19 protein-coding genes are annotated in these 20,723 nt (G+C 65.9%); 6 read left to right on the top strand and 13 right to left on the bottom strand.

Annotation, left to right across the window (positions count from 1 at the left end):
• Window positions 1–4: 4 nt before the first annotated feature.
• Window positions 5–1,135, bottom strand: a complete 1,131-nt coding sequence (locus tag FNJ47_RS06005) for a hypothetical protein (protein WP_163151595.1) — start codon at window positions 1,133–1,135, stop codon at window positions 5–7.
• A 358-nt stretch (window positions 1,136–1,493) separates the two neighbouring features.
• Here FNJ47_RS06005 and FNJ47_RS06010 point away from each other — a divergent pair, with 358 nt between their 5' ends.
• From FNJ47_RS06010 to FNJ47_RS06020, 3 genes are all read left to right on the top strand, one after another.
• Window positions 1,494–2,540 (top strand): aldo/keto reductase, encoded by a 1,047-nt coding sequence (locus tag FNJ47_RS06010; RefSeq protein WP_163151597.1) that lies wholly within the window; start codon window positions 1,494–1,496, stop codon window positions 2,538–2,540.
• Entirely contained in the window at window positions 2,537–3,391 is an 855-nt protein-coding gene (locus FNJ47_RS06015) for an amidohydrolase family protein (protein ID WP_163151599.1), read from the top strand. Before FNJ47_RS06010 ends, FNJ47_RS06015 begins: the two co-directional genes overlap by 4 nt.
• 118 nt (window positions 3,392–3,509) lie before the next feature.
• Window positions 3,510–5,849 (top strand): Tex-like N-terminal domain-containing protein, encoded by a 2,340-nt coding sequence (locus tag FNJ47_RS06020; protein ID WP_163151601.1) that lies wholly within the window; start codon window positions 3,510–3,512, stop codon window positions 5,847–5,849.
• A gap of 216 nt (window positions 5,850–6,065) precedes the next feature.
• Here FNJ47_RS06020 and FNJ47_RS06025 read toward each other — a convergent pair whose 3' ends face one another.
• A complete protein-coding gene (locus FNJ47_RS06025) occupies window positions 6,066–7,385 on the bottom strand; it encodes a catalase (protein WP_235999488.1) in 1,320 nt (439 codons plus the stop codon).
• 213 nt (window positions 7,386–7,598) lie between these two features.
• Window positions 7,599–7,820 carry a hypothetical protein gene (locus FNJ47_RS06030; protein ID WP_163151605.1) on the bottom strand — a complete coding sequence of 74 codons (222 nt, stop codon included), beginning with the start codon at window positions 7,818–7,820 and terminating at the stop codon, window positions 7,599–7,601.
• Here FNJ47_RS06030 and FNJ47_RS50385 point away from each other — a divergent pair.
• From FNJ47_RS50385 to FNJ47_RS06045, 3 genes are all read left to right on the top strand, one after another.
• Entirely contained in the window at window positions 7,819–8,340 is a 522-nt protein-coding gene (locus FNJ47_RS50385; protein WP_163151607.1) for a hypothetical protein, read from the top strand. The two genes, FNJ47_RS06030 and FNJ47_RS50385, sit on opposite strands and share 2 nt — an antisense overlap.
• A 114-nt stretch (window positions 8,341–8,454) precedes the next feature.
• Window positions 8,455–9,147 (top strand): response regulator transcription factor, encoded by a 693-nt coding sequence (locus FNJ47_RS06040; protein WP_163151609.1) that lies wholly within the window; start codon window positions 8,455–8,457, stop codon window positions 9,145–9,147.
• 283 nt (window positions 9,148–9,430) lie between these two features.
• A complete protein-coding gene (locus FNJ47_RS06045; RefSeq protein ID WP_430649354.1) occupies window positions 9,431–10,507 on the top strand; it encodes a sensor histidine kinase in 1,077 nt (358 codons plus the stop codon).
• Between the two features lie 266 nt (window positions 10,508–10,773).
• Here the strand turns inward: FNJ47_RS06045 and FNJ47_RS06050 are convergent, their stop codons facing one another.
• From FNJ47_RS06050 to FNJ47_RS06095, 10 genes are read right to left on the bottom strand one after another with little or no spacing between them, the layout of a single operon-like run.
• Entirely contained in the window at window positions 10,774–11,400 is a 627-nt protein-coding gene (locus FNJ47_RS06050; RefSeq protein ID WP_163151613.1) for an NAD(P)H-dependent oxidoreductase, read from the bottom strand.
• A gap of 9 nt (window positions 11,401–11,409) precedes the next feature.
• Entirely contained in the window at window positions 11,410–12,984 is a 1,575-nt protein-coding gene (locus FNJ47_RS06055) for an isochorismatase family protein (protein ID WP_163151615.1), read from the bottom strand.
• A gap of 17 nt (window positions 12,985–13,001) precedes the next feature.
• Window positions 13,002–13,850 (bottom strand): MBL fold metallo-hydrolase, encoded by an 849-nt coding sequence (locus tag FNJ47_RS06060; RefSeq protein ID WP_163151617.1) that lies wholly within the window; start codon window positions 13,848–13,850, stop codon window positions 13,002–13,004.
• Window positions 13,851–13,901: 51 nt separating this feature from the next.
• A complete protein-coding gene (locus FNJ47_RS06065) occupies window positions 13,902–14,792 on the bottom strand; it encodes an amidohydrolase family protein (RefSeq protein ID WP_163151619.1) in 891 nt (296 codons plus the stop codon).
• Entirely contained in the window at window positions 14,789–15,907 is a 1,119-nt protein-coding gene (locus FNJ47_RS06070; protein ID WP_163151621.1) for a VWA domain-containing protein, read from the bottom strand. The genes FNJ47_RS06065 and FNJ47_RS06070 overlap by 4 nt, the downstream gene beginning before the upstream one ends.
• On the bottom strand, window positions 15,904–16,785 hold the full coding sequence (locus FNJ47_RS06075) for an AAA family ATPase (protein ID WP_163151623.1): 882 nt from the start codon (window positions 16,783–16,785) through the stop codon (window positions 15,904–15,906). Before FNJ47_RS06075 ends, FNJ47_RS06070 begins: the two co-directional genes overlap by 4 nt.
• Before the next feature lie 9 nt (window positions 16,786–16,794).
• On the bottom strand, window positions 16,795–17,817 hold the full coding sequence (locus FNJ47_RS06080) for a xanthine dehydrogenase family protein molybdopterin-binding subunit (RefSeq protein WP_021075858.1): 1,023 nt from the start codon (window positions 17,815–17,817) through the stop codon (window positions 16,795–16,797).
• A gap of 2 nt (window positions 17,818–17,819) precedes the next feature.
• Window positions 17,820–19,406, bottom strand: coding sequence for a xanthine dehydrogenase family protein molybdopterin-binding subunit (locus FNJ47_RS06085; protein ID WP_163151625.1), 1,587 nt, complete (start codon window positions 19,404–19,406; stop codon window positions 17,820–17,822).
• Between the two features lie 12 nt (window positions 19,407–19,418).
• The gene (locus FNJ47_RS06090; protein WP_163151642.1) at window positions 19,419–19,898 is read right to left on the bottom strand and encodes a (2Fe-2S)-binding protein; all 480 of its coding nucleotides are present in this window, start codon (window positions 19,896–19,898) and stop codon (window positions 19,419–19,421) included.
• Between the two features lie 5 nt (window positions 19,899–19,903).
• Window positions 19,904–20,722, bottom strand: coding sequence for an FAD binding domain-containing protein (locus tag FNJ47_RS06095; protein ID WP_163151644.1), 819 nt, complete (start codon window positions 20,720–20,722; stop codon window positions 19,904–19,906).
• Window position 20,723 lies beyond the last annotated feature (1 nt).

Consider the following 20,723-nt stretch of genomic DNA (forward strand, 5'->3'; position numbering starts at 1 on the left):
AGCGTCACAACGCATCGAGTGCCTTGCGCGACGGAGCGAGCGGGAGCCATTCCGGAATCCGCCGCTTGGCGAGCCAGTATGGCCGCCAGATCGGGCGCCAGGTTGGCCGGTCGAGAGGGGCAGTGCCCCATTTGCGCGGCGCCATCTCGATCCGCAACAGGTCGTGCGCATCTAGCCATTGGCGTGCAGCCCACCAGACTTCGCGCGGCGCGGCGGTGTTCCTGACGCCATTGAGCTCGGCGATAACGGGCAGTGGATCGTCGAAGCGGGGCGCTACCCTAAGGGTGGCGACTCGTTGACCGCACCGCCTGATGCTCCAAAGCCGCGAGCGGTTGTGTGCGAGCTGGTGGCCGTAGGTGCGGAGGCAATTCTGCATGGCCTCCGCCTCCTCCGAGATATCCGCAGTTGAGGTCAGCGGGATGAAGTCGTAACCGGCAACCCGATCTGGCTGCAGCCACATGTCCGCGATCGGCTGCGGGCCGAGGCTGACATGTAGCTCGATCATGCTGCGCCATGTGTCGGCGGCAGCGAGCGCCGAGCCGGTCTGCATGCCTGGCGTCCATCTCCGGTCGATCAGCGTGTGCCCCAACGTCGCCGGCTGCGTCGAGAACCATGCCCACAGGCCGAGCAGCCGCAATCGCGCGGGATCGGCACGCGGCGGCGCCCGGACCAGTTCGCGCGCGATCCAGACCGCGGCGGGTCCATGTGCAAGCTCCGCCACCGCGGCTACTGATTTAAGCCAGACCGGCGCGAGCTTCGGCGATTGGGGCAGATGGTTGGCGATCTGCCGGCGAAGCAGCTCGTCATCGGGTAGCCGCGTGATCGGGCTCGTGAATGCTTCCGGCGGCAATTTGCGCAACCAGAGCGCAACACCCGCCGCGGCGGCCGCGTCCGCGAGAGAGCGGCCGTCGATCACACATGCGAGTGCGGACGCGGAAGCGACCCCGCCGCGCGGGACCGCCAGCGCAAACAGAAGCGCGGGAAAGCTCGCGGCAAGGTCCGCCACGCGGGTGTGTCGTGCGGCCAGCGCGCGAACCTTTCCCTGAACATGCGGATGATATTTCCGCAGCTGACGTTCGAGCAGCGCGGAGCGTGTGGCCTCCCGACGAGAGGCCACCAGAAGTGTCGATGTCATGACAATAGTTCCGCAGGCGCGGAGCCGGAGGTCCGAGGTAAATTCGATTACGTGTGGGTGTCAGGATTTTCACCCGGGATCCAATCCCGGGACGCGCGTCAAATATCGCGCGGCGAACCCGGGAAGCGCACAGATCTGAACATCGTCGCCTCCTGTATTGAAACTACGGAGCGTTCCCATAGCCCATTTTCTGCCGATAGGCAACGTGAAGTTGCCGATCGCATTTTTGAGGATAAGGCATGTGTGCGATGAGAAAGCCTTACCGCACCGTTGGCGACCGAAGGTCCCTTCACGATCTCCGTCAACGACGCTAGTCTCGTCAGAGGGGCTAACAAGAAACGTATGGCGGAAGGCCACAATGATCCAACAGCAGTCCTCCAATCCCGGTTCCCCCGCACTGCCGCGCCGCAGGCTCGGTCGCACCGGGCTCGATGTTTCCATTCTCGGTTTCGGCACGGCGCCGCTCGGCGATCTCTTTGCGCGGCTTGACGACACCGCCGCGATCGCAGCGGCGGAGCGAGCGTTTGCGCTGGGCGTCAACCTGCTGGATTCCTCTCCGCTCTATGGCCATGGTCTCGCCGAGCACCGCAGCGGCACGGCGCTGCGCCGCCTGGCGCGCGATGACGTCGTCGTCTGCACCAAGGTCGGGCGCTGGATGGACCCGTTTCACGGCCGCGGTGACGGCTCCAATTTCGCCGGCGGGCAGCCGCACCGTGCGGTGGTCGATTATTCCTATGACGGCACCATGCGCTCGGTCGAGCAGTCGCTGCTGCGCCTCGGCACCGATCGCATCGACTTGCTCCTGATCCACGACGTCGATGTCTGGACCCATGGTGCTGACGCCATCGAGGCGCGGTTTCGCGAGGCGATGGAGGGCGCCTATGTCGCGCTCGACAATCTGCGTTCCCAGGGTGTGGTCAAGGGCATCGGCATCGGCGTCAACGAGGCCGAGATGTGCGTGCGCTTCGCCAAGGCAGGCTCGTTCGATACCATGCTGCTCGCCGGCCGCTACTCGCTGCTGGAGCAGCCGGCGCTGGCCGAATTCCTGCCGCTGGCGGAGAAGCAGGGCATCGGCATGATGCTGGGAGGCGTGTTCAATTCCGGTATCCTGGCGACCGGCGCGGTTGCCGGCGCCAAGTACAATTACAAGGACGCGCCGCCTGACGTGATGCAGAAGGTCGCCGCGATCGAGCGCGTCTGCCGCGCCCACGGCGTAGCGCTGCCGACCGCTGCGCTGCATTTCGCGCTGGGCCATCCGGCGGTTGCGAGCCTCGTGCTCGGCGCGCAGACCCCGCAGGAGGTCGAGCGCAACGTCGCCGCCCTGTCATCACCCGTGCCCGCCGCGCTATGGCGCGATTTGAAAGCCGAGGGGCTGCTCGACCAGCATGCGCCGGTGCCGGCATGATGCGGATCGACGCCCATCACCATGTCTGGACCTTGGCGCGCGCCGATTACGGCTGGCTGACGCCGGAGCGCGGTCCGATCTATCGCGACTTCGGCCTGACCGATCTCGCGCCGCATCTCGCCGTAGCCGGGATCGATGGCACGATCCTGGTGCAGGCCGCGCCGACCGAAGCCGAGACGGCATTCATGCTCGACGTCGCCAAGGGCACCGAGCTGGTGCGCGGCGTGGTCGGCTGGATCGATTTCGATGCGCCCGATGCCGCGATGCGCGTCGATGCCGTCGCCGGGCGCGAGCTGCTGGTCGGCCTGCGGCCGATGGTGCAGGACATCGCCGATGACGACTGGCTGTTGCGGCCCGAGCTGGCGGCACCGCTCGAGGCCATGGCGCGGCATGATCTGGTGTTCGACGCGCTGGTGCTGCCGCGGCATCTGCCACGGCTCGTCCAGGTGGTCGATCGCCATCCGGACCTGCAATTCGTGCTCGACCATTTCGGCAAGCCGCACCTCGCGACCGGCGACATCGCGGCCTGGAAGGACGACATCGCAAACCTTGCAACACGATCCAACGTCGTCTGCAAGCTCTCGGGGCTTGCGACGGAGGCGGCGCCGAACTGGCAGGTCAAGGATTTGCGCGAGGCCGTCGATCACGCGATGGCCTGCTTCGGGCCGGAGCGGATGCTGTGGGGCAGCGACTGGCCCGTCGTCAATCTCGCCGGCGGCTATGCGCACTGGTTCGCGGCGGCGGAGACCTTGCTGGCTGATTTGTCAAGTGAGGCAAGAGCTGCGATTTTCGGCGGCAATGCGGCGCGGGTCTATTTGTCAAGCCGCGGGCGGCCGACATCCCGGAAATAGATTGCAGGCGGCGCCTCATTTGATCCACAGCGCGCCTTGATGAATCAATCCGGGATGGTTCATAAGCGGCGTCCGCACTGTCCAGGTCCGGCGGTGCAACGGGATCAGAGAGACAGGCGTGGCAAAGATTCATCATCAGATTGCGCAGGAGCTGGGGGTTCGCGACGAGCAGGTCGAGGCGGCGGTGACGCTGCTTGACGGCGGCGCCACGGTGCCGTTCATCGCGCGATACCGCAAGGAGCTCACCGGCGCGCTCGATGATGCGCAGCTGCGCACGCTGGAAGAGCGGCTGACCTATCTGCGGGAGCTCGAGGAGCGCCGCACCGCGGTGCTCAATTCGATCCGCGAGCAGGGCAAGCTCGATGCCGCGCTCGAAGCCCAGATCATGGCGGCCGACAGCAAGGGCCGGCTCGAGGACATCTATCTGCCGTACAAGCCGAAGCGTCGCACCAAGGCGGAGATCGCCAAGGAGGCCGGGCTCGAACCGCTTGCCGATCAGCTGTTGACGCAGCCGCAAAACGATCCGAACGAGGTCGCTTCTCCCTTCGTCAATGCCGAGAAGCAGGTCGCTGACGTCGCCGCCGCGCTGGACGGCGCGCGCGCGATCCTGGTTGAGCGCTTCGCCGAGGATGCCGATCTGATCGGCGCGTTGCGCGAGGAGATGTGGTCGAACGGCATCATGGGCTCGACGGTTCGCACCGGCAAGAAGACCGAAGGCGAGAAGTTCAAGGACTATTTCGATTTCTCCGAGCCGTTGCCGAAGCTGCCGTCGCACCGCATCCTGGCGCTGTTCCGCGGCGAGAAGGAAGAGATTCTCGACCTGGCGATCAAGCCGGAGGCCGAGGCGCCGGCCGTCGGCGTACCCGGCCTCTATGAGCTCAAGATCATGAACCGCTTTGCGATCTTCAACCAGGGCCGCAAGGGCGACAAGTGGTTGACCGAGACGGTGCGCTGGGCCTGGCGCACCAAGATCCAGATTCACCTCAATATCGATCTGCGGATGCGGCTGTGGGCCGCGGCCGAGACCGAGGCCGTGCGGGTGTTCGCCTCGAACCTGCGCGATCTGTTGCTCGCAGCGCCGGCCGGCCCGCGTGCCACAATGGGGCTCGACCCCGGCTATCGTACCGGCGTCAAGGTCGCGGTGATCGATGCGACGGGCAAGGTGGTGGCGCACACCGCAATCTTCCCGCACGAGCCGCAGCGGCGCTGGGACGAGGCACTCGCCATTCTGGGCAAGCTCGCGCTCGAGCACGGGGTCGAGCTGATCGCGATCGGCAACGGCACCGCCTCGCGCGAGACCGACAAGCTCGCGGCTGAGCTCGTCAAGCGGCTGCCCGAGCGCAAGATGACCAAGATCGTCGTCTCCGAAGCCGGCGCGTCGGTTTATTCGGCCTCCGCCTTCGCCTCGAACGAATTGCCCGACCTCGACGTCACCATTCGCGGCGCGGTCTCGATTGCGCGACGCCTGCAGGATCCGCTGGCCGAGCTCGTCAAGATCGATCCGAAGGCGATCGGTGTCGGCCAATACCAGCACGATCTCGGCGAGGCCAAGCTGGCGCGCTCGCTCGATGCCGTGGTGGAAGACTGCGTGAACGCGGTCGGAGTCGATGCCAATACCGCCTCGGTGCCGCTGCTCTCGCGGGTGTCGGGCATCGGCCAGGGACTGGCGCAAAGCATCGTGCAGCACCGCGATGCCAATGGTCCGTTCAAGTCGCGCAAGGCGCTCAAGGAGGTGCCACGGCTCGGGCCGAAGGCGTTCGAGCAGTGCGCCGGCTTCCTGCGCATCAGCAATGGCGAGGATCCGCTCGATTCGTCCGGCGTGCATCCGGAAGCCTATCCGGTGGTGCGCCGTATCCTCGAGGCGACCAAGAGCGACATCAAGGCGTTGATCGGCAACGCCGACATGGTGCGCGGGCTGAGGCCGCAAACCTTCGTCGACGACACGTTTGGGCTGCCCACCGTCACCGACATTCTGCGCGAGCTGGAAAAGCCCGGCCGCGACCCGCGCCCGGCGTTCAAGGCGGCGGTGTTCAAGGAGGGCGTCGAGGAGGTCAAGGATCTCAAGAAGGGCATGATCCTCGAGGGTACCGTGACCAACGTTGCGGCCTTCGGCGCCTTCGTCGACATCGGCGTGCATCAGGATGGGCTGGTGCACATCTCGGCAATGTCGCGGAACTTCATCAAGGATCCGCGCGAGGTGGTGAAGCCCGGTGACATCGTCAAGGTCAAGGTCCTGGACGTCGAGGTCGCACGCAAGCGCATCGCGCTGACCCTGCGGCTTGACGATGAGATCGGTCCGAAGAAGGACAATGCGGGTCCGTCGCGCGATTTCTCACGTGGTTCGGCCAAGATGACGTCGTCGGCCCCGCGCCGCCCGCAGGAGCAGTCCGGCGGCGGCGCGCTCGCGGAGGCGCTGCGTCGCGCGGCCGAGAAGAGCGGACGCGGCAAGCCGACCTAGGTGCAGCGACGGGTCGAGCCGTGGCGCAGCATATCAGCCGCCGTCCCTGCGAAAGCAGGGACCCATAACCGCAGGAGCGGATTGTCGAACCAAGCTGTGGCCCAACGTCGCGTAACAACGTCCTTCGGTGGCTATGGGGCCCTGCTTTCGCAGGGACGACACCGAATGTTTGGTGCCAATCGCGACGCGATCGTCGAGCGGCCCTTGCCTCCGCTTCTACACCCTTCCTTCAGCAAACCTGGCCAGTGACTCCGCGACGCCCTTGCCATAGGCCGGGTCGGCCTTGCTGCAATTCGCGACGTGCCGTTCCTGGATGTGCTTCGATGCATGGCCGACCTGGCGGGCAGTGTTGTCGAACAGCGCCTGCTTTTGCGCAGTATTCATCTTGCGGAACAGATCGCCGGGCTGCTGCCAGTGATCGTCGTCCACGCGATGATCCCAATGCGCGGCCGCGCCTGACAGCTCCAGCGGTGGCTCGTTCAGCTGCGGCTGCTCGGTCCACTCGCCATGGCTGTTCGGCCAGTAGGTCAGCGTCGAGCCCAGATTGCCGTCGGTGCGCATCGCGCCGTCGCGGTGGTAGCTGTGGAAGGGACATTTCGGCGCGTTGACCGGGATCTGGTGGTGGTTGACGCCGAGCCGGTAACGCTGCGCGTCGCCATAGGAGAACAGCCGGGCCTGCAGCATCTTGTCCGGCGAATAGCCGATGCCGGGCACGGCATTCGCCGGCGTGAACGCCGCCTGCTCGACTTCGGCGAAGAAGTTCTCCGGGTTGCGATTGAGCTCGAAATGGCCGACCTCGATCAGCGGATAATCCGCCTTCGGCCACACCTTGGTAAGATCGAACGGGTTGAACGGGAATGCCTTGGCCTGCGCGTCCGTCATCACCTGGATGAACAGCGTCCAGCGCGGGAAGTCGCCGTGCTCGATGCTGTTGAACAGGTCGCGCTGGTGGCTCTCGCGGTCCTTGCCGACCACGGCCTCGGCCTCCGCATCGGTCAGGTTCTGGACGCCTTGCTGAGTGCGGAAATGGAATTTCACCCAGACGCGCTCATTGCTCGCGTTGACCATGCTGTAGGTGTGGCTGCCGAAGCCGTGCTGGTGACGGAAACTCTTCGGAATGCCGCGCTCGCTCATGACGATGGTGACTTGGTGCAACGCTTCCGGCAGCAGCGTCCAGAAATCCCAGTTCATGTCGGGGTCGCGTACGCCCGTGCGCGGATGGCGCTTGATCACGTGATTGAGGTCGATGAAGCGCAAGGGATCGCGGAAGAAGAACACCGGCGTGTTGTTACCCACCACGTCCAAATTGCCTTCGTCGGTATAGAATTTCAGCGCGAAGCCGCGGATGTCGCGCTCGGCATCGGCTGCGCCGCGTTCGCCGGCAACCGTCGAGAACCGCGCGAACATCGGCGTCTGCTTGCCGATCGCGGAAAAGATGCTGGCCTTGGTGTAGCGCGTGATGTCGTGGGTGACGGTGAAGGTGCCAGGTGCGCCGGAAGCGAGGGTCAGAAACGGTCTTTTGATCTCGTCGCTCATCGAAAGCTCCTTGCTGAAGGTCAGCACTTCGCCTTCCCGGCGCCGGCAGCGAAGCCGGGTGAAAGGTGATTGCATGGTGGTTGGGTTACGGCCGGCGAGGAGGGGAGACCCTTAAATCGACAAATTGTGAACCGGATCTGCAATCTCTCCAGGACGCCGTCATTCCTCGACACCCTCACGATTAAGAAACCGGGCGGATCGCTTCAACGAGCGCTATCCGGTGATTCCGGCCAAATGTCCGTCGATCTCGGCCAACGAAATCCTGGCTGCGATCATGGTGATTTCCGCATGGCCGCGCTCGTTCGCCAATTCTAAATCCTGCGTCAGAATCTGGCGCATTTGTAAGTTGAAGTCGGCGGTCCGCTTGCGTCTTCTGATCATGCTCGCGTGCGGCGATACGAGATTTGCCGCGGTCCCAATCAGGGAGGATTTCATGAAGAACAGGCTTCTCACGTGTCTCACGGCGGCGACGCTCGCGGTCAGCGTCGCGCTTGCACCCGCAGCCCTCGCCAGAGGCGGCGGCGGTGGCGGTGGCGGACATGGTGGCGGTGGTGGCTTCGGTGGCGGCCACGGCGGTGGCTTCGCTGGCGCCATGGGTGGCGGCATGCACGGTGGCGGCTTTGGCGGCGGAATGCATGGCGGAGGTTTCGGTGGCGGTATGCGTGGCGGAAGCATGGCATTCGCCGCGATGGGCGGCGGCGGCCATTTTGCCGGCGGGCACTTCGGCGGCGCGCGCTTTGCCGGCGCTCCTGCGTTCGGCCCGCGATTTGCCGGAGCCGGATTCCATGGCGGACGCTTCTTCCATCACGGCGGCTTCTTCCATCACCACCGCTTCCATCGCTTCGCATTCTTCGGCGGGCCTTACGTCTATGCCGATTACTACGATGGCTGTTACCGCCGGGTATGGACGGCTTACGGTCTGCAATGGGTCAATGTGTGCGGTGACTATTGGTGATCGCCCAACCAACCGCACCGTTGTCGCGGTCGTCGCCAGACGTTCCATCCAGCCCCGGAATGGGATAGTCTGGCGGCGATCGTCGCGGGGCGGGCGCTCGGAGAGTTGAACACAATGACCGGAGCTCACCGCCGCATTCTCGTCGTCGAGGACGATCCGGAGACCGCGGGTCAACTCGTCGAAGAGCTCACGACCAGCGGCTATGACGTGGACCTTGCGGCGAACGGCCGCGAGGCGTTGAGCCAGGGCGCGGCGCGCGACTATGCCGTGATCACGATCGATCGCATGCTGCCCGATATCGACGGCATCACGGTGATGCGTCAGATGCGCGACGACGGCATCGCAGTGCCGTTTCTGATCATCAGCGCGCTCGGTGAGGTCGACGACCGCGTGCGCGGCTTGCGCGCCGGCGGCGACGACTATCTGGTCAAACCGTTTTCCTTTGTCGAACTGCTGGCACGGCTCGAGGCGCTCGGTCGCCGCAGCGAGACCGTTGCCAAGGAGACCATCCTGCGGGTCGGCGATCTTGCGGTCGATCTGATCGCGCGGACGGCAAGCCGCCGCGGCCGGAAGATTCCACTGCTGCCGAAGGAATTCCAGCTGCTCGAGTATCTCACGCGGAATGAAGGCCGTGTGGTGTCGCGCGCCATGCTGTTGCAGCACGTGTGGGATCTGCACTTCGATCCCTCGACCAACATCATCGATGTCTATGTCGGACGGGTGCGCCGCAAGGTCGACGACCAGCAAGCCTATCCGCTGATCCACACGATCCGCGGCATCGGGTACTGCCTCCGTGCTCCTGGCTAAAACCCTTGGGTCATCGACGTTTCGCCTGGCCTTGATCGCCATCGGCGTGTTCGGCCTGATCGTGTCCGCCATCTTCGCTTACGTCTACTGGTCGACGCTGTCCTATGTGCGCGACAGGTCCGATCGCGCAATCATGACTGAGCAGGCGAGCCTCGATGCTGCCTATGCGCGATCCGGCCGTGATGGCCTGGCCGCGTCGATCGCACAGCGCATTGCGGACAAGGACGTAGCCGATCATGTCTATCTGTTGGCTGGCCCCGGATCCGCGATACTCGCTGGAAATCTGAAGCAATGGCCAAACGATGCTGCCGCGCAGGGATGGGCTGAATTCCGCGCTTCGCTGCCGCAGCTCTCCGCGGAACCCGCTCTGGTGCGAGCTGCGACGGAGACCTTGTCAAACGGCGATCGGCTTCTGGTGGGCCGCGACATCAGCGATCTCGATGGCTTCATGGCGCAGATCAGGGCCGCGGGCATCGCGGCTATTGTGCTGATCATCGGGCTTGCGGCGGCTGCCAGCATCGGGGTCACGCAGCGAACGGTCAGCCGGATCGAGTCGATCAATGCGACCAGTCGCGCCATCATGCTCTCCGGCCTCGACCAGCGTATCCCGCTCCACGGCAGCCGTGACGAATGGGATCGCGTCGCCGAGAATCTCAATCTGATGCTGGATCGCATCCAATCCCTGATGGGGGACGTCAAGCAGGTCAGCGAGAACATCGCCCACGATCTGCGCACGCCGCTGACCCGGATGCGCGGCCGGTTGGAGAAGGCCTACCATGCTCCACGCAACGGGGAAGGGGATGCGGCGCTGATCGGCGACACCATCGCCGATCTCGACGCGGTGCTCGGGATGTTCGCATCGATCACGCGGATTTCCGAGATCGAGACGCGGGCTCGCAAGGGGGCGTTTCGCACGGTCAACCTGGTCGAGATCGCAGGCGAGGTGGTCGAGCTCTACGATGCTGCGGCCGAGCAGGTCACCACGCGCCTCGTTCTTGCCGGCGATCCGGCGGTGCAGGTCACCGGCGACCGCGACCTGCTGTTCGATGCTATTGCCAATCTCGTCGACAACGCCATCAAGCATGGCCGCCCGGGCGGACGGGTGACGGTAACCTGCGACAATGACGAGGGCGGGCCGGTGATTTCGGTCGCCGATGACGGCCCCGGTATTCCCGCCGAGCAGCACGATCGGGTTTTCAAGCGCTTCTATCGGCTCGAGCAGAGCCGCTATACGCCGGGAAATGGACTCGGTCTCAGCCTGGTCGCAGCGGTCGCGAGCCTGCACGGCGCGCGGATCGAACTGCGCGACAACGCGCCGGGGCTGTTGTGCAGGCTCGTGTTTCCCGTGGCGGAGACGTAGTTCGTTCGTCATTCCCCGGTGCGCCATTGCGCACCTGAGGGCGCGCGTAGCGCGAGCCCGGAATAACGAGGGGAGGTGCGACATCCCTGACGGGTGACTCTTCCACAAGCGGCCCGGCAAACTTGCCGTCGTCCCGGCGAAAGCCGGGACCCATAACCCCGAATATTCATTGTTGCGCGACGCCGTGGCCACAGCCTTCTGCAACAACACGACCCTGTGATTATGGGTCCCGGCTTTCGCCGGGACGACGATGCGGTGAGGACTACTCAGAACGTCGCCGCCATTTCCGCAAGTCGCCGGTGCGCTGCCTCGCGAGCCGCGCGGATCGGCTCAATGGGCCCGGTGGTCGGGCCGATCGGCACGAGGCGCACGTCATTGATGCCGATGAAGCGCAGCACTTCGCGCAGATAGGGCGTCGCCATGTCGATGCGGCCGCGGTTCATGCCGGTGACGAAATCGCTGCCGCTGGCCAGAATCACGACCGTCGGGCGGTCCTTGAGCAGCGGCAGGTAACCCTGCGCCGGGTCGAAGCGAAAAGTCAGCCCGGGCTGGATGATGACGTCGAGCCACTGCTTAAGCTTGTAGGGAATCGAAAAATTCCACATTGGCGTCGAGATCAGCACGCGATCGGCCAGCGACAGCCGCAGCGCCAGGCGCTCGGCGACGGCGAAGGCGTCGTGCTGCGAATTGGTGAAGCTCTTGCCGCCGATCCGGGCGTATTTCGCCTCCAGCAGATAAACCTCGAACTCCGGCAGCGGCTCGCGCCACAGGTTCATCGCGTCGATCTCCCAGTCCGGTCGCGCCTTGCGGAAGCTCTCCACAAAAACTCGCGCGCCTGCCGCCGATTCCGAATCGAGGCGGGGAGAACAGGCGAGATGCAGCAGCTTCGGCACCGCACCTCCTCAGCCGAGCGCCTTGATGACGGTGTCGGCGTTGGTCACCACGGAGACGTTCTGGAGCGCGAAGTTGATCGCGGCGTTGTGCCAGTCGGCGTTCATGGTCGAGCAGCAATCCTCCGGCACGATCATGAAATAGCCCTTATCGGCGCCGGTGCGCGCGGTGTGCTCGACCGACATGTTGGTCCAGGCCCCGGTGTTGATGATCATGTCGCGACCGGTCGCCTTCAGGATGGTCTCGAGTCTTGTGCCTTCCCAGGCACTCATCCGCATCTTCTCGACGACGAAGTCACCCGGACGCGGCTCGAGCCCCGAGACCGGCGCGGCGCCCCAGCTGCCGCGCACCATCGCCTTGCTGTCGACCAATCCCTCGAACAGCGGTGCGTTCAACGTTACGCCGGGCGCGCCTGGCTCGACCACGAACCAGACATGGATGATGGCGACGCCGCGCGCACGCGCCGCCTCGGCGACGCGGCGGACATTCTCGACGACATGTTGCTGGCGCGCGTGATCAGGCGCGCCGGACTCGGCGAATGCACCACCATCCATAATGACGTCGTTCTGCATATCCTGGATGATCATCGCGCAGCGTTGCGGGTCGATCTGCATCTCGCCGGCTGCGAGATTGGGCGTGGGCGGGGCGGACGATGCGGCGGCAGTGCTGCCGCGCTTGCCGTTCATATGGGGTTCGTTGCGCGGCCCGACCTTGGTTGGGATTGCGTAGACCGAATGGGTCGCGGTCAGGTACAGCGTGCGGAAATCGGCGCCGCCCCAGGCGAGGTTGGCGACGAGTTCGGGCAGCCGGACCTTGCCGAGCAGATCGCCGCCGGGCGAATAGACCCAAACGCCGCCGGGCGCGGTGACCCAGACATTGCCGCGCTGGTCGCACTTCATGCCGTCGGGCAGGCCGGGCTCGAGCTCGGAACGAATGCCGCTCGCAAATACGCGCGGATTGCCGGGGGAGCCATCGGCATCGACGTCGAAGGCGCGGATCAGCGCCTGCACGGTGTCGTTGACGTAGAGGATGCGCTCGTCGGGCGAGAAGCACAGCCCGTTCGGTTGCTCGAACAGATAGCGGTCGACCAGCAGCTTCGGCGCGCCGCCGCCGGGCAACACGCGATAGACGCCCTGGAAGCCGAGCTGGCGCGGCCGCTCGACGCCATAGACCGGCATGCGGCCGTACCAGGGATCGGAGAAATAGATCGCGCCCGAGGAATGGACGCAGACGTCGTTCGGGCTGTTGAGCTCCTGGTTCTCGTAATGCGAGGCCAGCATCTCACGCCGCCCGTCGGGCCGCTCGCGGATCAGCGAAGACGTCGCATGCTCGCAGACGATCAGGTTGAGGTCGGCGTCGTAGGTCATGCCGTTGCATTTGTTCGACGGACGCTTGACCTCGACCACGCCGCGCCGCGCATCCCAGCGCCGGCGCACGTCGCCGGGCATATCGGAGAACAGCAGGAAGTGATCGACCGGGTGCCAGATCGGTCCCTCCGTGAAATCGAAGCCGGTGCCGACCTGGCCGACCGGCGCGTAGGGATCGATCAGGTCTTCGAACTCCGCGCGCAGCGTGACATGCGTCATCGCGTTCGTCCTCGTTGTTACGCCGGGAACCAGCTGCGCTGCGGCAGGCTCTGCACGACGGGCCCGGGCACCTGGTCGTGCAGGCGGCCAACCACCGTGCCGCCCTCGATCTTGGCCGGGCGATCGTGCACCGGAAGCAGATAACGCGAGCTGGAGAGCAGCTTCTTGATTGCGGCCTTCTCGGCCCGCTTGCTGGTGCCGTGATTGCCGGTGGTGCGCGGTTCAGCGTCCTGGATCTCGTTGAACGGCGTGACGATCTGATCGTTGAAGTCATAGATCACGTCGCCGCAGATCGTCGCGATCCCGTCGGCGGTGTGGACGTGGATGTTCATCGAGCCCTCGGTATGGGCGTTGGCGGCGTCGCAATAGACGCCGGGCATTAGCTCGACCGGACCTGTGATTTCGAGGTCGAGGAAGCGCAGCGCACTCTTGGTGTGCAGGCGGTCGATCAGATGCTTGATGTCTGGCGCCGGATATTGCGGGTGCATCAGCCCGGAGACGGAGTATTCCAGCTCCTTGCGGTTGACCACGACGGTGGTGTTCATCGGAAACAGGTCGTCCTTGCCGGCATGGTCGATGTGCAGATGGGTGTGGCAGACGAAGCGGACGTCGCCCATCCGCACGCCGTGGCGGGCGAGCTGGTTCTCGATCATGTTCTCGTGGAACTGGAGGCCGCGCATGCCGAGCGTCTCCATGATCTGGTTGGAGCGGTAGCCGGTATCGACCAGAACAGGATAGGGGCCGCCGAGGATCAGGAAGCCGAGCGTCAGCACGCGGCGGGTGCGGCCGCAATTGTGCCCGAGCACCAGGAAGCTCGATTCCAGCTCGATATCGCCATAGTCCAGGATCTTGATCTCCAACGGCATCGCTCTCCCTCCAAATTCGTGTTCGTTGTCGTGTCCGTGCTCGCGGCGCAGCTATGGCCCCAGCCGATAAACCCGCGCCGCCGTTGTGCTGAAGATTGCTTCGCGCTGCCATGGGCTGAGCCGCTCGGCGGCTGCCTTGAAGGCGTCGATGAGATCGCGGTAGCTGGTCCACAGCTTCTCGATCGGAAAGTTGGAGCCGAACAGGCAGCGGTCCGCGCCGAAGGTCGCAACCGTATCGGTCACGATGCCGGCGATATGCGCGGCATCGTTGCGGTGGATGAAGGTGCCGAGCCCGGACAGCTTGGATACCACGTTGGGGCATTGCGCGAGCCGCGCCATGCCGGCGCGCCAGGCGGCGCGGCCTTGCGGCGACAGATCCTCCAGCATGCCGGCATGCTGCAGAATGAACGTCACGGCAGGGCAGGCTTCCGCGAGGCCTGCCGCATCGGCCATCTGCGACCCGAACACCTGCAAGTCGAAGCTCCAGCCATAGTCGGCGAGGTGGCCGACATTGCGCCGGATCACGGGATCGGTGCAGAGATCGGGACGCGCCGCGAAGCGGTAGAGCGGGTTCTCGTGCCAGTGCAGCTGCATGCGCACCCCGCGCACCAGCGGATAGCGTTTCAGGCGATCGAGCTGCGGCCGGACGTCGTCTACGGAGAAATCGGCATAGGCGACGAGCGCGTGCGGCCAGCCGTGCGCGTCGGCGGTCTGCTGCACCCAGGCCGCCTCATCCTCGAATTGGCCGTTCGGCCAGTTGGTCTGGACATAGACCGAACGGGTGACGCCGGTGCCCCTGAGGTCGTCGAGATATTCCTCAATCGGATAGTCGCGGCGGATCGGCTCGTAGGGGCCGAAGATGCGCGGCTGCATCGGGCCGGACAGCCAGGCGAGATCAGCCTGACGCCAGATGTGATGATGTCCGTCGACGATGCCGGTCACGCAGCTCTCCTTGTTGCAAGCGACAGCAGGTGCGCAACGACAGCCGCGCTCGATCCGCCGTCCACGAGATCGTCGACGAAGCGCTGGATCGCGATCAGCGCCTCGGTTTGCGGCACGAAGCCGGGCGCAGTCGCGAGCGGCGTCAGCCAGCTGACGCGCCAGGCCCGGCGCGTCAGCTTTGCCACCGCATCGCGCAGCGCGGCCGGATCGCCGCGCTCAAGGCCGTCGGAAACGATCACGACCGCCGCGCCGCGGGCATATCCGCCGAACCGCGGCACGGCGAGGAACGCCTGCAGCGCGTCGCCAATCCTTGTGCCGCCGTCCCAGTCGCTGACCAGGAACGACGTTGCATTCAACGCCTGCTCGCGGCGCTTCAGCCGCAGCGACGGCGTCACGCGGGTCAGCCTTGTGCCGAAGGTGAAGACCTCGACATTGCCGGCCGCCTGCACCAGCACATGGGCGAGCCGCATGTTCTCCTCGGTGCGCGCCTTCATCGAGCCGGAGACGTCGATCAGGAACAGGATCTTGCGCGGGCGCTGGCGGCGGCGCATCCGGCCGAGCCGCAACACTTCGCCGTCGTTGCGCACGCTCTCGCGGAGCGTGCGGCGCAGGTCGGCGAACGGGCCAGAGCGCGCGCGGCGCCGCCGGTGGCCGCGCCGCCGCGGCAGCCGTTTTGCCGCTTCGCGCGACAGTTTTCGCAGCGGATCGCTGGTGGCTGTCTGCGCAAAGCGGCGCTCGACCAGCGCCTCGGCCCGCGCCGCCGCGAGGCCGGATTCGTTGGCTTCGTCGGCGAGCGGCGGCTCGTCCTCGCCACGGCCTTCCTCCTGCAGGCGGACGGTCTCCTCGTCTTCGCCCTCGGCCTGCTCGATCGCCTCGGCGCCGCGGAAATGAATGTCGAACAGCCGGTCATACGTCGCGCGGCGCTCGGGCGGCGGCGCCAGCGTGGCAAGCCCGGCCCGGCGGATATGCTCCAGGCTCCTGGGCCCAAGCAGTCCGATCGCCGCCAAAAAGCTCGTCGTCTGCTCCGGCGCGACGGAGAAGCCGTTGGCGCGCAGCAATGCGACAAAGGTGACGAAGATCCGCGCGGCGCGCGGCAGCTTGAGATCGTCGCTCACGCGGCTGCCTCCGCGATGATCGCATCGAGCCGCGGCGAGATGAAATGCAGATCCTCTTCGTCCTTCAGCGCGACGCCGATCGAGCGCTTGAACGCGTCAGGCCAGCGCGCGCCGCCCTTGTTGAGCAGGGTTGCGGCCTCTGCCCAGTCGACGGCTTCAGCGATGCCTGGGGCCTTGCTGAGCGGCTCGCGGCGCAGCCGGCCGACGGCAGCGACCACGGCGCGGGCAGTGGCCTCGGCGACGCTTGACGCGCGCATCATCACGATCCGTGCCTCGCGCTCGGCATTCGGATAGTCGATCCAGTGATACACACAGCGCCGCCGCAGCGCCTCGTGCAGGTCGCGGGTCCGGTTCGAGGTCAGCACCACGACGGGATGCTCGGCAGCGCGGATGGTGCCGCGCTCGGGGATCGAGATCTGGAAGTCGGAGAGGAATTCGAGCAGGAATGCCTCGAACTCCTGATCGGCGCGGTCGATTTCGTCGATCAGCAGCACGGTCGCATCAGGTGCGCGCAGTGCCGCGAGCATCGGACGTTCGATCAGGAACGACTCGCCATAGATGTCGATGCTCTCCTCGCCGGCCTGCCGGATCGCCAGCATCTGGCGCGGATAGTTCCATTCATAGAGTGCGGCGGCCGCGTCGATGCCCTCATAGCATTGCAGACGGATCAGCTTGCGGCCGAGCACGGCGGCGATGGCTTTGGCGGCTTCGGTCTTGCCGACACCTGGCGCGCCCTCGAGCAGCAGCGGCTTGCCGAGCGCGAGCGAGAGATAGGAGGCGGTCGCGATGCCATCGTCGGCAAGGTAATAGGCCGCGCGCAGCGCTTTCTCCAGCGCCTCGGGGCTGTCGATGCCGACGATGTTGCTGCGGACCGGCATGAAGCGACCTCAGCGCCGCGGCTGCGGCCGCGCGCCGCCCTGTGCGCGGATCGCGCGCAACACCTTCTCCGGCGTGATCGGCAGGTCGTCGATCCGGACGCCGACCGCGTTGAAGATCGCGTTCGCGACGGCCGGCAGCACCGGATTGGCGCACATCTCTCCCGGTCCCTTGGCGCCGAACGGGCCGTCGGGGGCGGGGCGTTCCAGCACAGCGATATCGTGCGGACAGATGTCGCCCGGCCCCGGCATCAGATATTCGACGAAATCGCGTGGGCCGTGCACCGGCTCCGGATAATAGGGCTCCGGCGTCTCGTAGAGCGCGTGGCTGACGCCCATCCAGGCGCCGCCGACCAGCTGCTGCTCGACCAGCCGCGGATTGAGCGCGCGGCCGAGCTCATAGGCCGAGTCCATCCTGACCATGTCGACCTCCCCGGTCTCGTCGTCGACCTCGACCTCGGCGACCAGGCAGGCGTGAGCGTAACATGTCGCCGGCGACATCTCGCCGGTCTCTGGGTCGACGTCGGACAGCGGCACCAGGAAGATGCCGCGGCCGGAGATCGTCTTGCCTTGCTTGAACTGCGCCGCGATCGCGACGTCCTTGGTCGAGATCGAGCGATGCGGCGCGCCCTTGACGTGGATATTACCGCGACCGTCGGTCTCAAGGTCGGCAGCATTCACCTCAAGCTCCTCGGCGGCCGCCTCCATCATCACGCCGCGCGCCTCCCGCGCCGCCGCCATCACGGCATTGCCGACGCGATGCGTACCGCGCGAAGCGAACGAGCCCATGCAATGCGGGCCGGTGTCCGAGTCGGCGGTGTCGACATAGACGTCCTCGACCGGCACGCCGAGCGTTTCGGCACAGATCTGCCGCGTCACCGACTTCATGCCCTGGCCGAGGTCGATCGAGGACAGCGCGACCGTGAACTTGCCGCTCGGATTGGAATGCACCAGCGCCTGGCTCGGGTCGCCGCCGAGATTCATGCCGATGGGATAGTTGACCGACGCGATGCCGCGTCCGCGATGCCTTGTCATGGTCAGCGCCTCCTGGTGCCGAAGACGGATGAGAAGCGGGTGGCGCCATGCGACGGCGCGCTCGGCCGCGGCGGCGAGGGCGGTGCCGGCGGAGGAGGCGGTGGCGGCGGCTCGCGGCTCGCGGCCGGCGCGCGGTCATATGTCGTGCGCTGCTGCGACGCTGTCACAGGCGGCGCATGCGTCTCACGCGGGGTCGGCGTCACGGCGGCACGCGCGCCGCCGCCATCCTTGCGCGACGACATCCGCTTGAAGTCCTCACGGAGCGGCCATTTCGCCTTCTCGGCGGCGACCTGCACGCATTCGATCAGCGCGGTGTTCTTGGCCTCGCGGCGGTGCGCCTTCACGTCGCCGTCGCGATAGGCATTGAGGATCCGGAACTCCATCGGGTCCATGCCGACGAGATGGGCGAGCTTGTCCATCTGGCATTCGATCGCAAAATCCATCGCGGTGACGCCGAAGCCGCGCATCGCGGTCGCGGGTGTGCGGTTGGTGAAGACGCAGTAGACGTCGCCATGGACATTCGGGATCGTGTAGGGGCCGGGCAGGTGCGCGGCGCATTTCACCGCCGCATAGCTCGACAGCCGCGTATAAGCGCCGCTGTCGAAATAGGCGCGCACCTTGCGGGCGACGACGCGGCCGTCGCGCATCACGCCGTCCTTGATGTAGATGCGCTCGGCGCCGCGCGGCGGGCCGTATTGCATCTCCTCCTCGCGCCCGAACACGTAGCGCACCGGCCGTCCGGTCAACATCGCGCCCAGAATGCAGAGCGGCTCGGTCAGGGTATCGACCTTGCCGCCGAACCCGCCGCCGACCGTGCCGCCGATGAAGTGGAAGGTGTTGGAGGGCACGTCGAGGATCTTGGCGCAGGTGTCGACCGAGAAGAACAACGCCTGCGTCGAGGTGTAGACGATGAAGCGACCGTTGGTGTCGGGCGCTGCGATCGAACCGTTGGTCTCGGTCGGGGCGTGCTCGATCGGCGACATCTGGTAGCGTTGCTCCAGCACATGGTCGGCTGTGGCCAGCGCGCGGTCAGCGTCACCGAAGCGCAGCTGCTGGCGATCATAGGTCTCGTGATAGGTGAAGGTGTTCTTCGGATAGACCTCGTTGACCACGGGCGCGCCCGGCTTCAGTGCGTCCTCGACATCGAACACCGCCGGCAGCGACTCATAGTCGATCTTGACCTTTGCAATCGCTTCAAAGGCTTCGCGCGGGCTGTCGGCGACGATGGCGACGATCGGCTCGCCCTTGTAGCGCACCTTGTCGACCGCGAGCGACGGTTCGTCGTCCTTGCCGAAATTGATCAGGCTGAGCAGCGTGTTCAGGTTGCGCGGCACGTCGGAGGCGCGGATCACCCGCCGCACGCCCTGCGACCGCTCGGCCTCCGAGGTGTCGATGCGGCGCAGTCTTGCATGAGGATGCGCGCTGCGGACCACCTTCAGATGCAGCATGCCCTGCAGCTTGTGATCGTCGAAATAGGGCGAGGTGCCGGTGACATGGCCGAGCATGTCCTGGCGCTGCGTGCCCTTGCCGATCTCCTTCAGATTGTCGTCGCGTTCGTCGGCGAAAATGTCTTTGCGCAATTCCAGCATGGCACTGTTTCCTTACGCGCGGGCACGGCCACCGGATGCGGCAGCCAGCACGGCGTTGATGATCGGCTCATAGCCGGTGCAGCGGCAGATGTTGCCGGAGATCGCCTCGACGACTTCGGCGCGGCTCGGCTGCGGATTGCGGTCGAGCAGCGCCTTGGCGGCCATCAGCATGCCCGGCGTGCAATAGCCGCACTGCGCGGCGAAATTGTCGGCGAAGGCGCGTTGCAGAGGGTGCAGGTTGGGACCGTCCTTGATGCCGTCGAGCGTCTCGACCGAACGGCCGGCGACCGTTTCGGCTAGCGTCAGGCAGGAGAGATGAAGCTCGCCGTCGATCAGCACGCTGCAGGTTCCGCAGCCGCCCTGGCCGCAGCCGAATTTCGGCGTCATGTCGCCGATCAGCTCGCGCAGCGCGACCAACAGGTTGGTGCCGCCGTCGACGAAGATCGCGACCTCGCGGCCGTTATGCTGGAATTGAAGGGCAGTCTTGGCCATCTTGACTATTCCTGACCGGACAACAGGCGACGAAGATGCACGCCGACGATCTCGCGGCGATACCAGGCGCTGGCGAGCGCATTGTCGCCGGGCGCGGTTCCTTCGGCGGCTGCCGCGGCGGCTGCATTGATCGCGGAAGCGTCGAGCGAACGGCCTTCGAGCGCGCGCTCGGCGGCGCGGGCGCGGATCGGCGTCGGCGCCATCGAGCCGAGCGCGACGCGGGCGCCGACGATGCGGCCGCCGTTGAGGGGCAGATGCGCCGCGAGCGTGATCACGGCGCCGCCTTTGGGCTTGATCCGCGCGATCTTGCGGTAGCGGAAGGCCTCAGTGCTGCTGGGCTTGGCAAAGGAAATCGCGAGCACTAGCGTACCGGCCTGCCGGTCGCGCGATTGCAGGAATTCTTCGATTCCGATCTCGCGTCCGCCGAGCCCGCCCTGCACCGACACGACCGCGTCGAGCGCCAGCATCGCCACGGTGAAGTCGCCATACGGCACCGGCGCAAACAGATTGCCGCCGACCGTGCCCATATTGCGCACCGCTGGTCCGCCGATCGAGCGGGCAGGTGCATGCAGGAAGCCGAGATCGCGCTCGGCCAGGATGCGCGCGAAGGTGACGGCGGCGCCGAGCGTGATCCGCGAACCTGTGGCGTCGATCTTTGTCATCGCATGATCGCTGGCGCGGACGACGGTCGAGATCGTGACGTCGCCCTCGTTCAGAGACCGCATCACCAGCGTGCCGCCGCCGAGGTAGCGGGCGCCGCGATCCGATGACAGCGCCGCCGCGGCGTCCTGGCTGCTGGTGAAGGTCTTCACCGTGACTGGCATG

This window comes from Bradyrhizobium uaiense (assembly GCF_010811875.1).
Taxonomy (GTDB): domain Bacteria; phylum Pseudomonadota; class Alphaproteobacteria; order Rhizobiales; family Xanthobacteraceae; genus Bradyrhizobium; species Bradyrhizobium uaiense.

Coding starts and splice junctions, on each gene's coding strand:
- FNJ47_RS06005 (WP_163151595.1), bottom strand. CDS start 1,135: ATGACATCGACACTTCTGGTGGCCTCTCGTCGGGAGGCCACACGCTCC.
- FNJ47_RS06010 (WP_163151597.1), top strand. CDS start 1,494: ATGATCCAACAGCAGTCCTCCAATCCCGGTTCCCCCGCACTGCCGCGC.
- FNJ47_RS06015 (WP_163151599.1), top strand. CDS start 2,537: ATGATGCGGATCGACGCCCATCACCATGTCTGGACCTTGGCGCGCGCC.
- FNJ47_RS06025 (WP_235999488.1), bottom strand. CDS start 7,385: ATGAGCGACGAGATCAAAAGACCGTTTCTGACCCTCGCTTCCGGCGCA.
- FNJ47_RS50385 (WP_163151607.1), top strand. CDS start 7,819: ATGAAGAACAGGCTTCTCACGTGTCTCACGGCGGCGACGCTCGCGGTC.
- FNJ47_RS06030 (WP_163151605.1), bottom strand. CDS start 7,820: ATGAAATCCTCCCTGATTGGGACCGCGGCAAATCTCGTATCGCCGCAC.
- FNJ47_RS06040 (WP_163151609.1), top strand. CDS start 8,455: ATGACCGGAGCTCACCGCCGCATTCTCGTCGTCGAGGACGATCCGGAG.
- FNJ47_RS06055 (WP_163151615.1), bottom strand. CDS start 12,984: ATGACGCATGTCACGCTGCGCGCGGAGTTCGAAGACCTGATCGATCCC.
- FNJ47_RS06060 (WP_163151617.1), bottom strand. CDS start 13,850: ATGCCGTTGGAGATCAAGATCCTGGACTATGGCGATATCGAGCTGGAA.
- FNJ47_RS06075 (WP_163151623.1), bottom strand. CDS start 16,785: ATGCCGGTCCGCAGCAACATCGTCGGCATCGACAGCCCCGAGGCGCTG.
- FNJ47_RS06080 (WP_021075858.1), bottom strand. CDS start 17,817: ATGACAAGGCATCGCGGACGCGGCATCGCGTCGGTCAACTATCCCATC.
- FNJ47_RS06085 (WP_163151625.1), bottom strand. CDS start 19,406: ATGCTGGAATTGCGCAAAGACATTTTCGCCGACGAACGCGACGACAAT.
- FNJ47_RS06090 (WP_163151642.1), bottom strand. CDS start 19,898: ATGGCCAAGACTGCCCTTCAATTCCAGCATAACGGCCGCGAGGTCGCG.
- FNJ47_RS06095 (WP_163151644.1), bottom strand. CDS start 20,722: ATGCCAGTCACGGTGAAGACCTTCACCAGCAGCCAGGACGCCGCGGCG.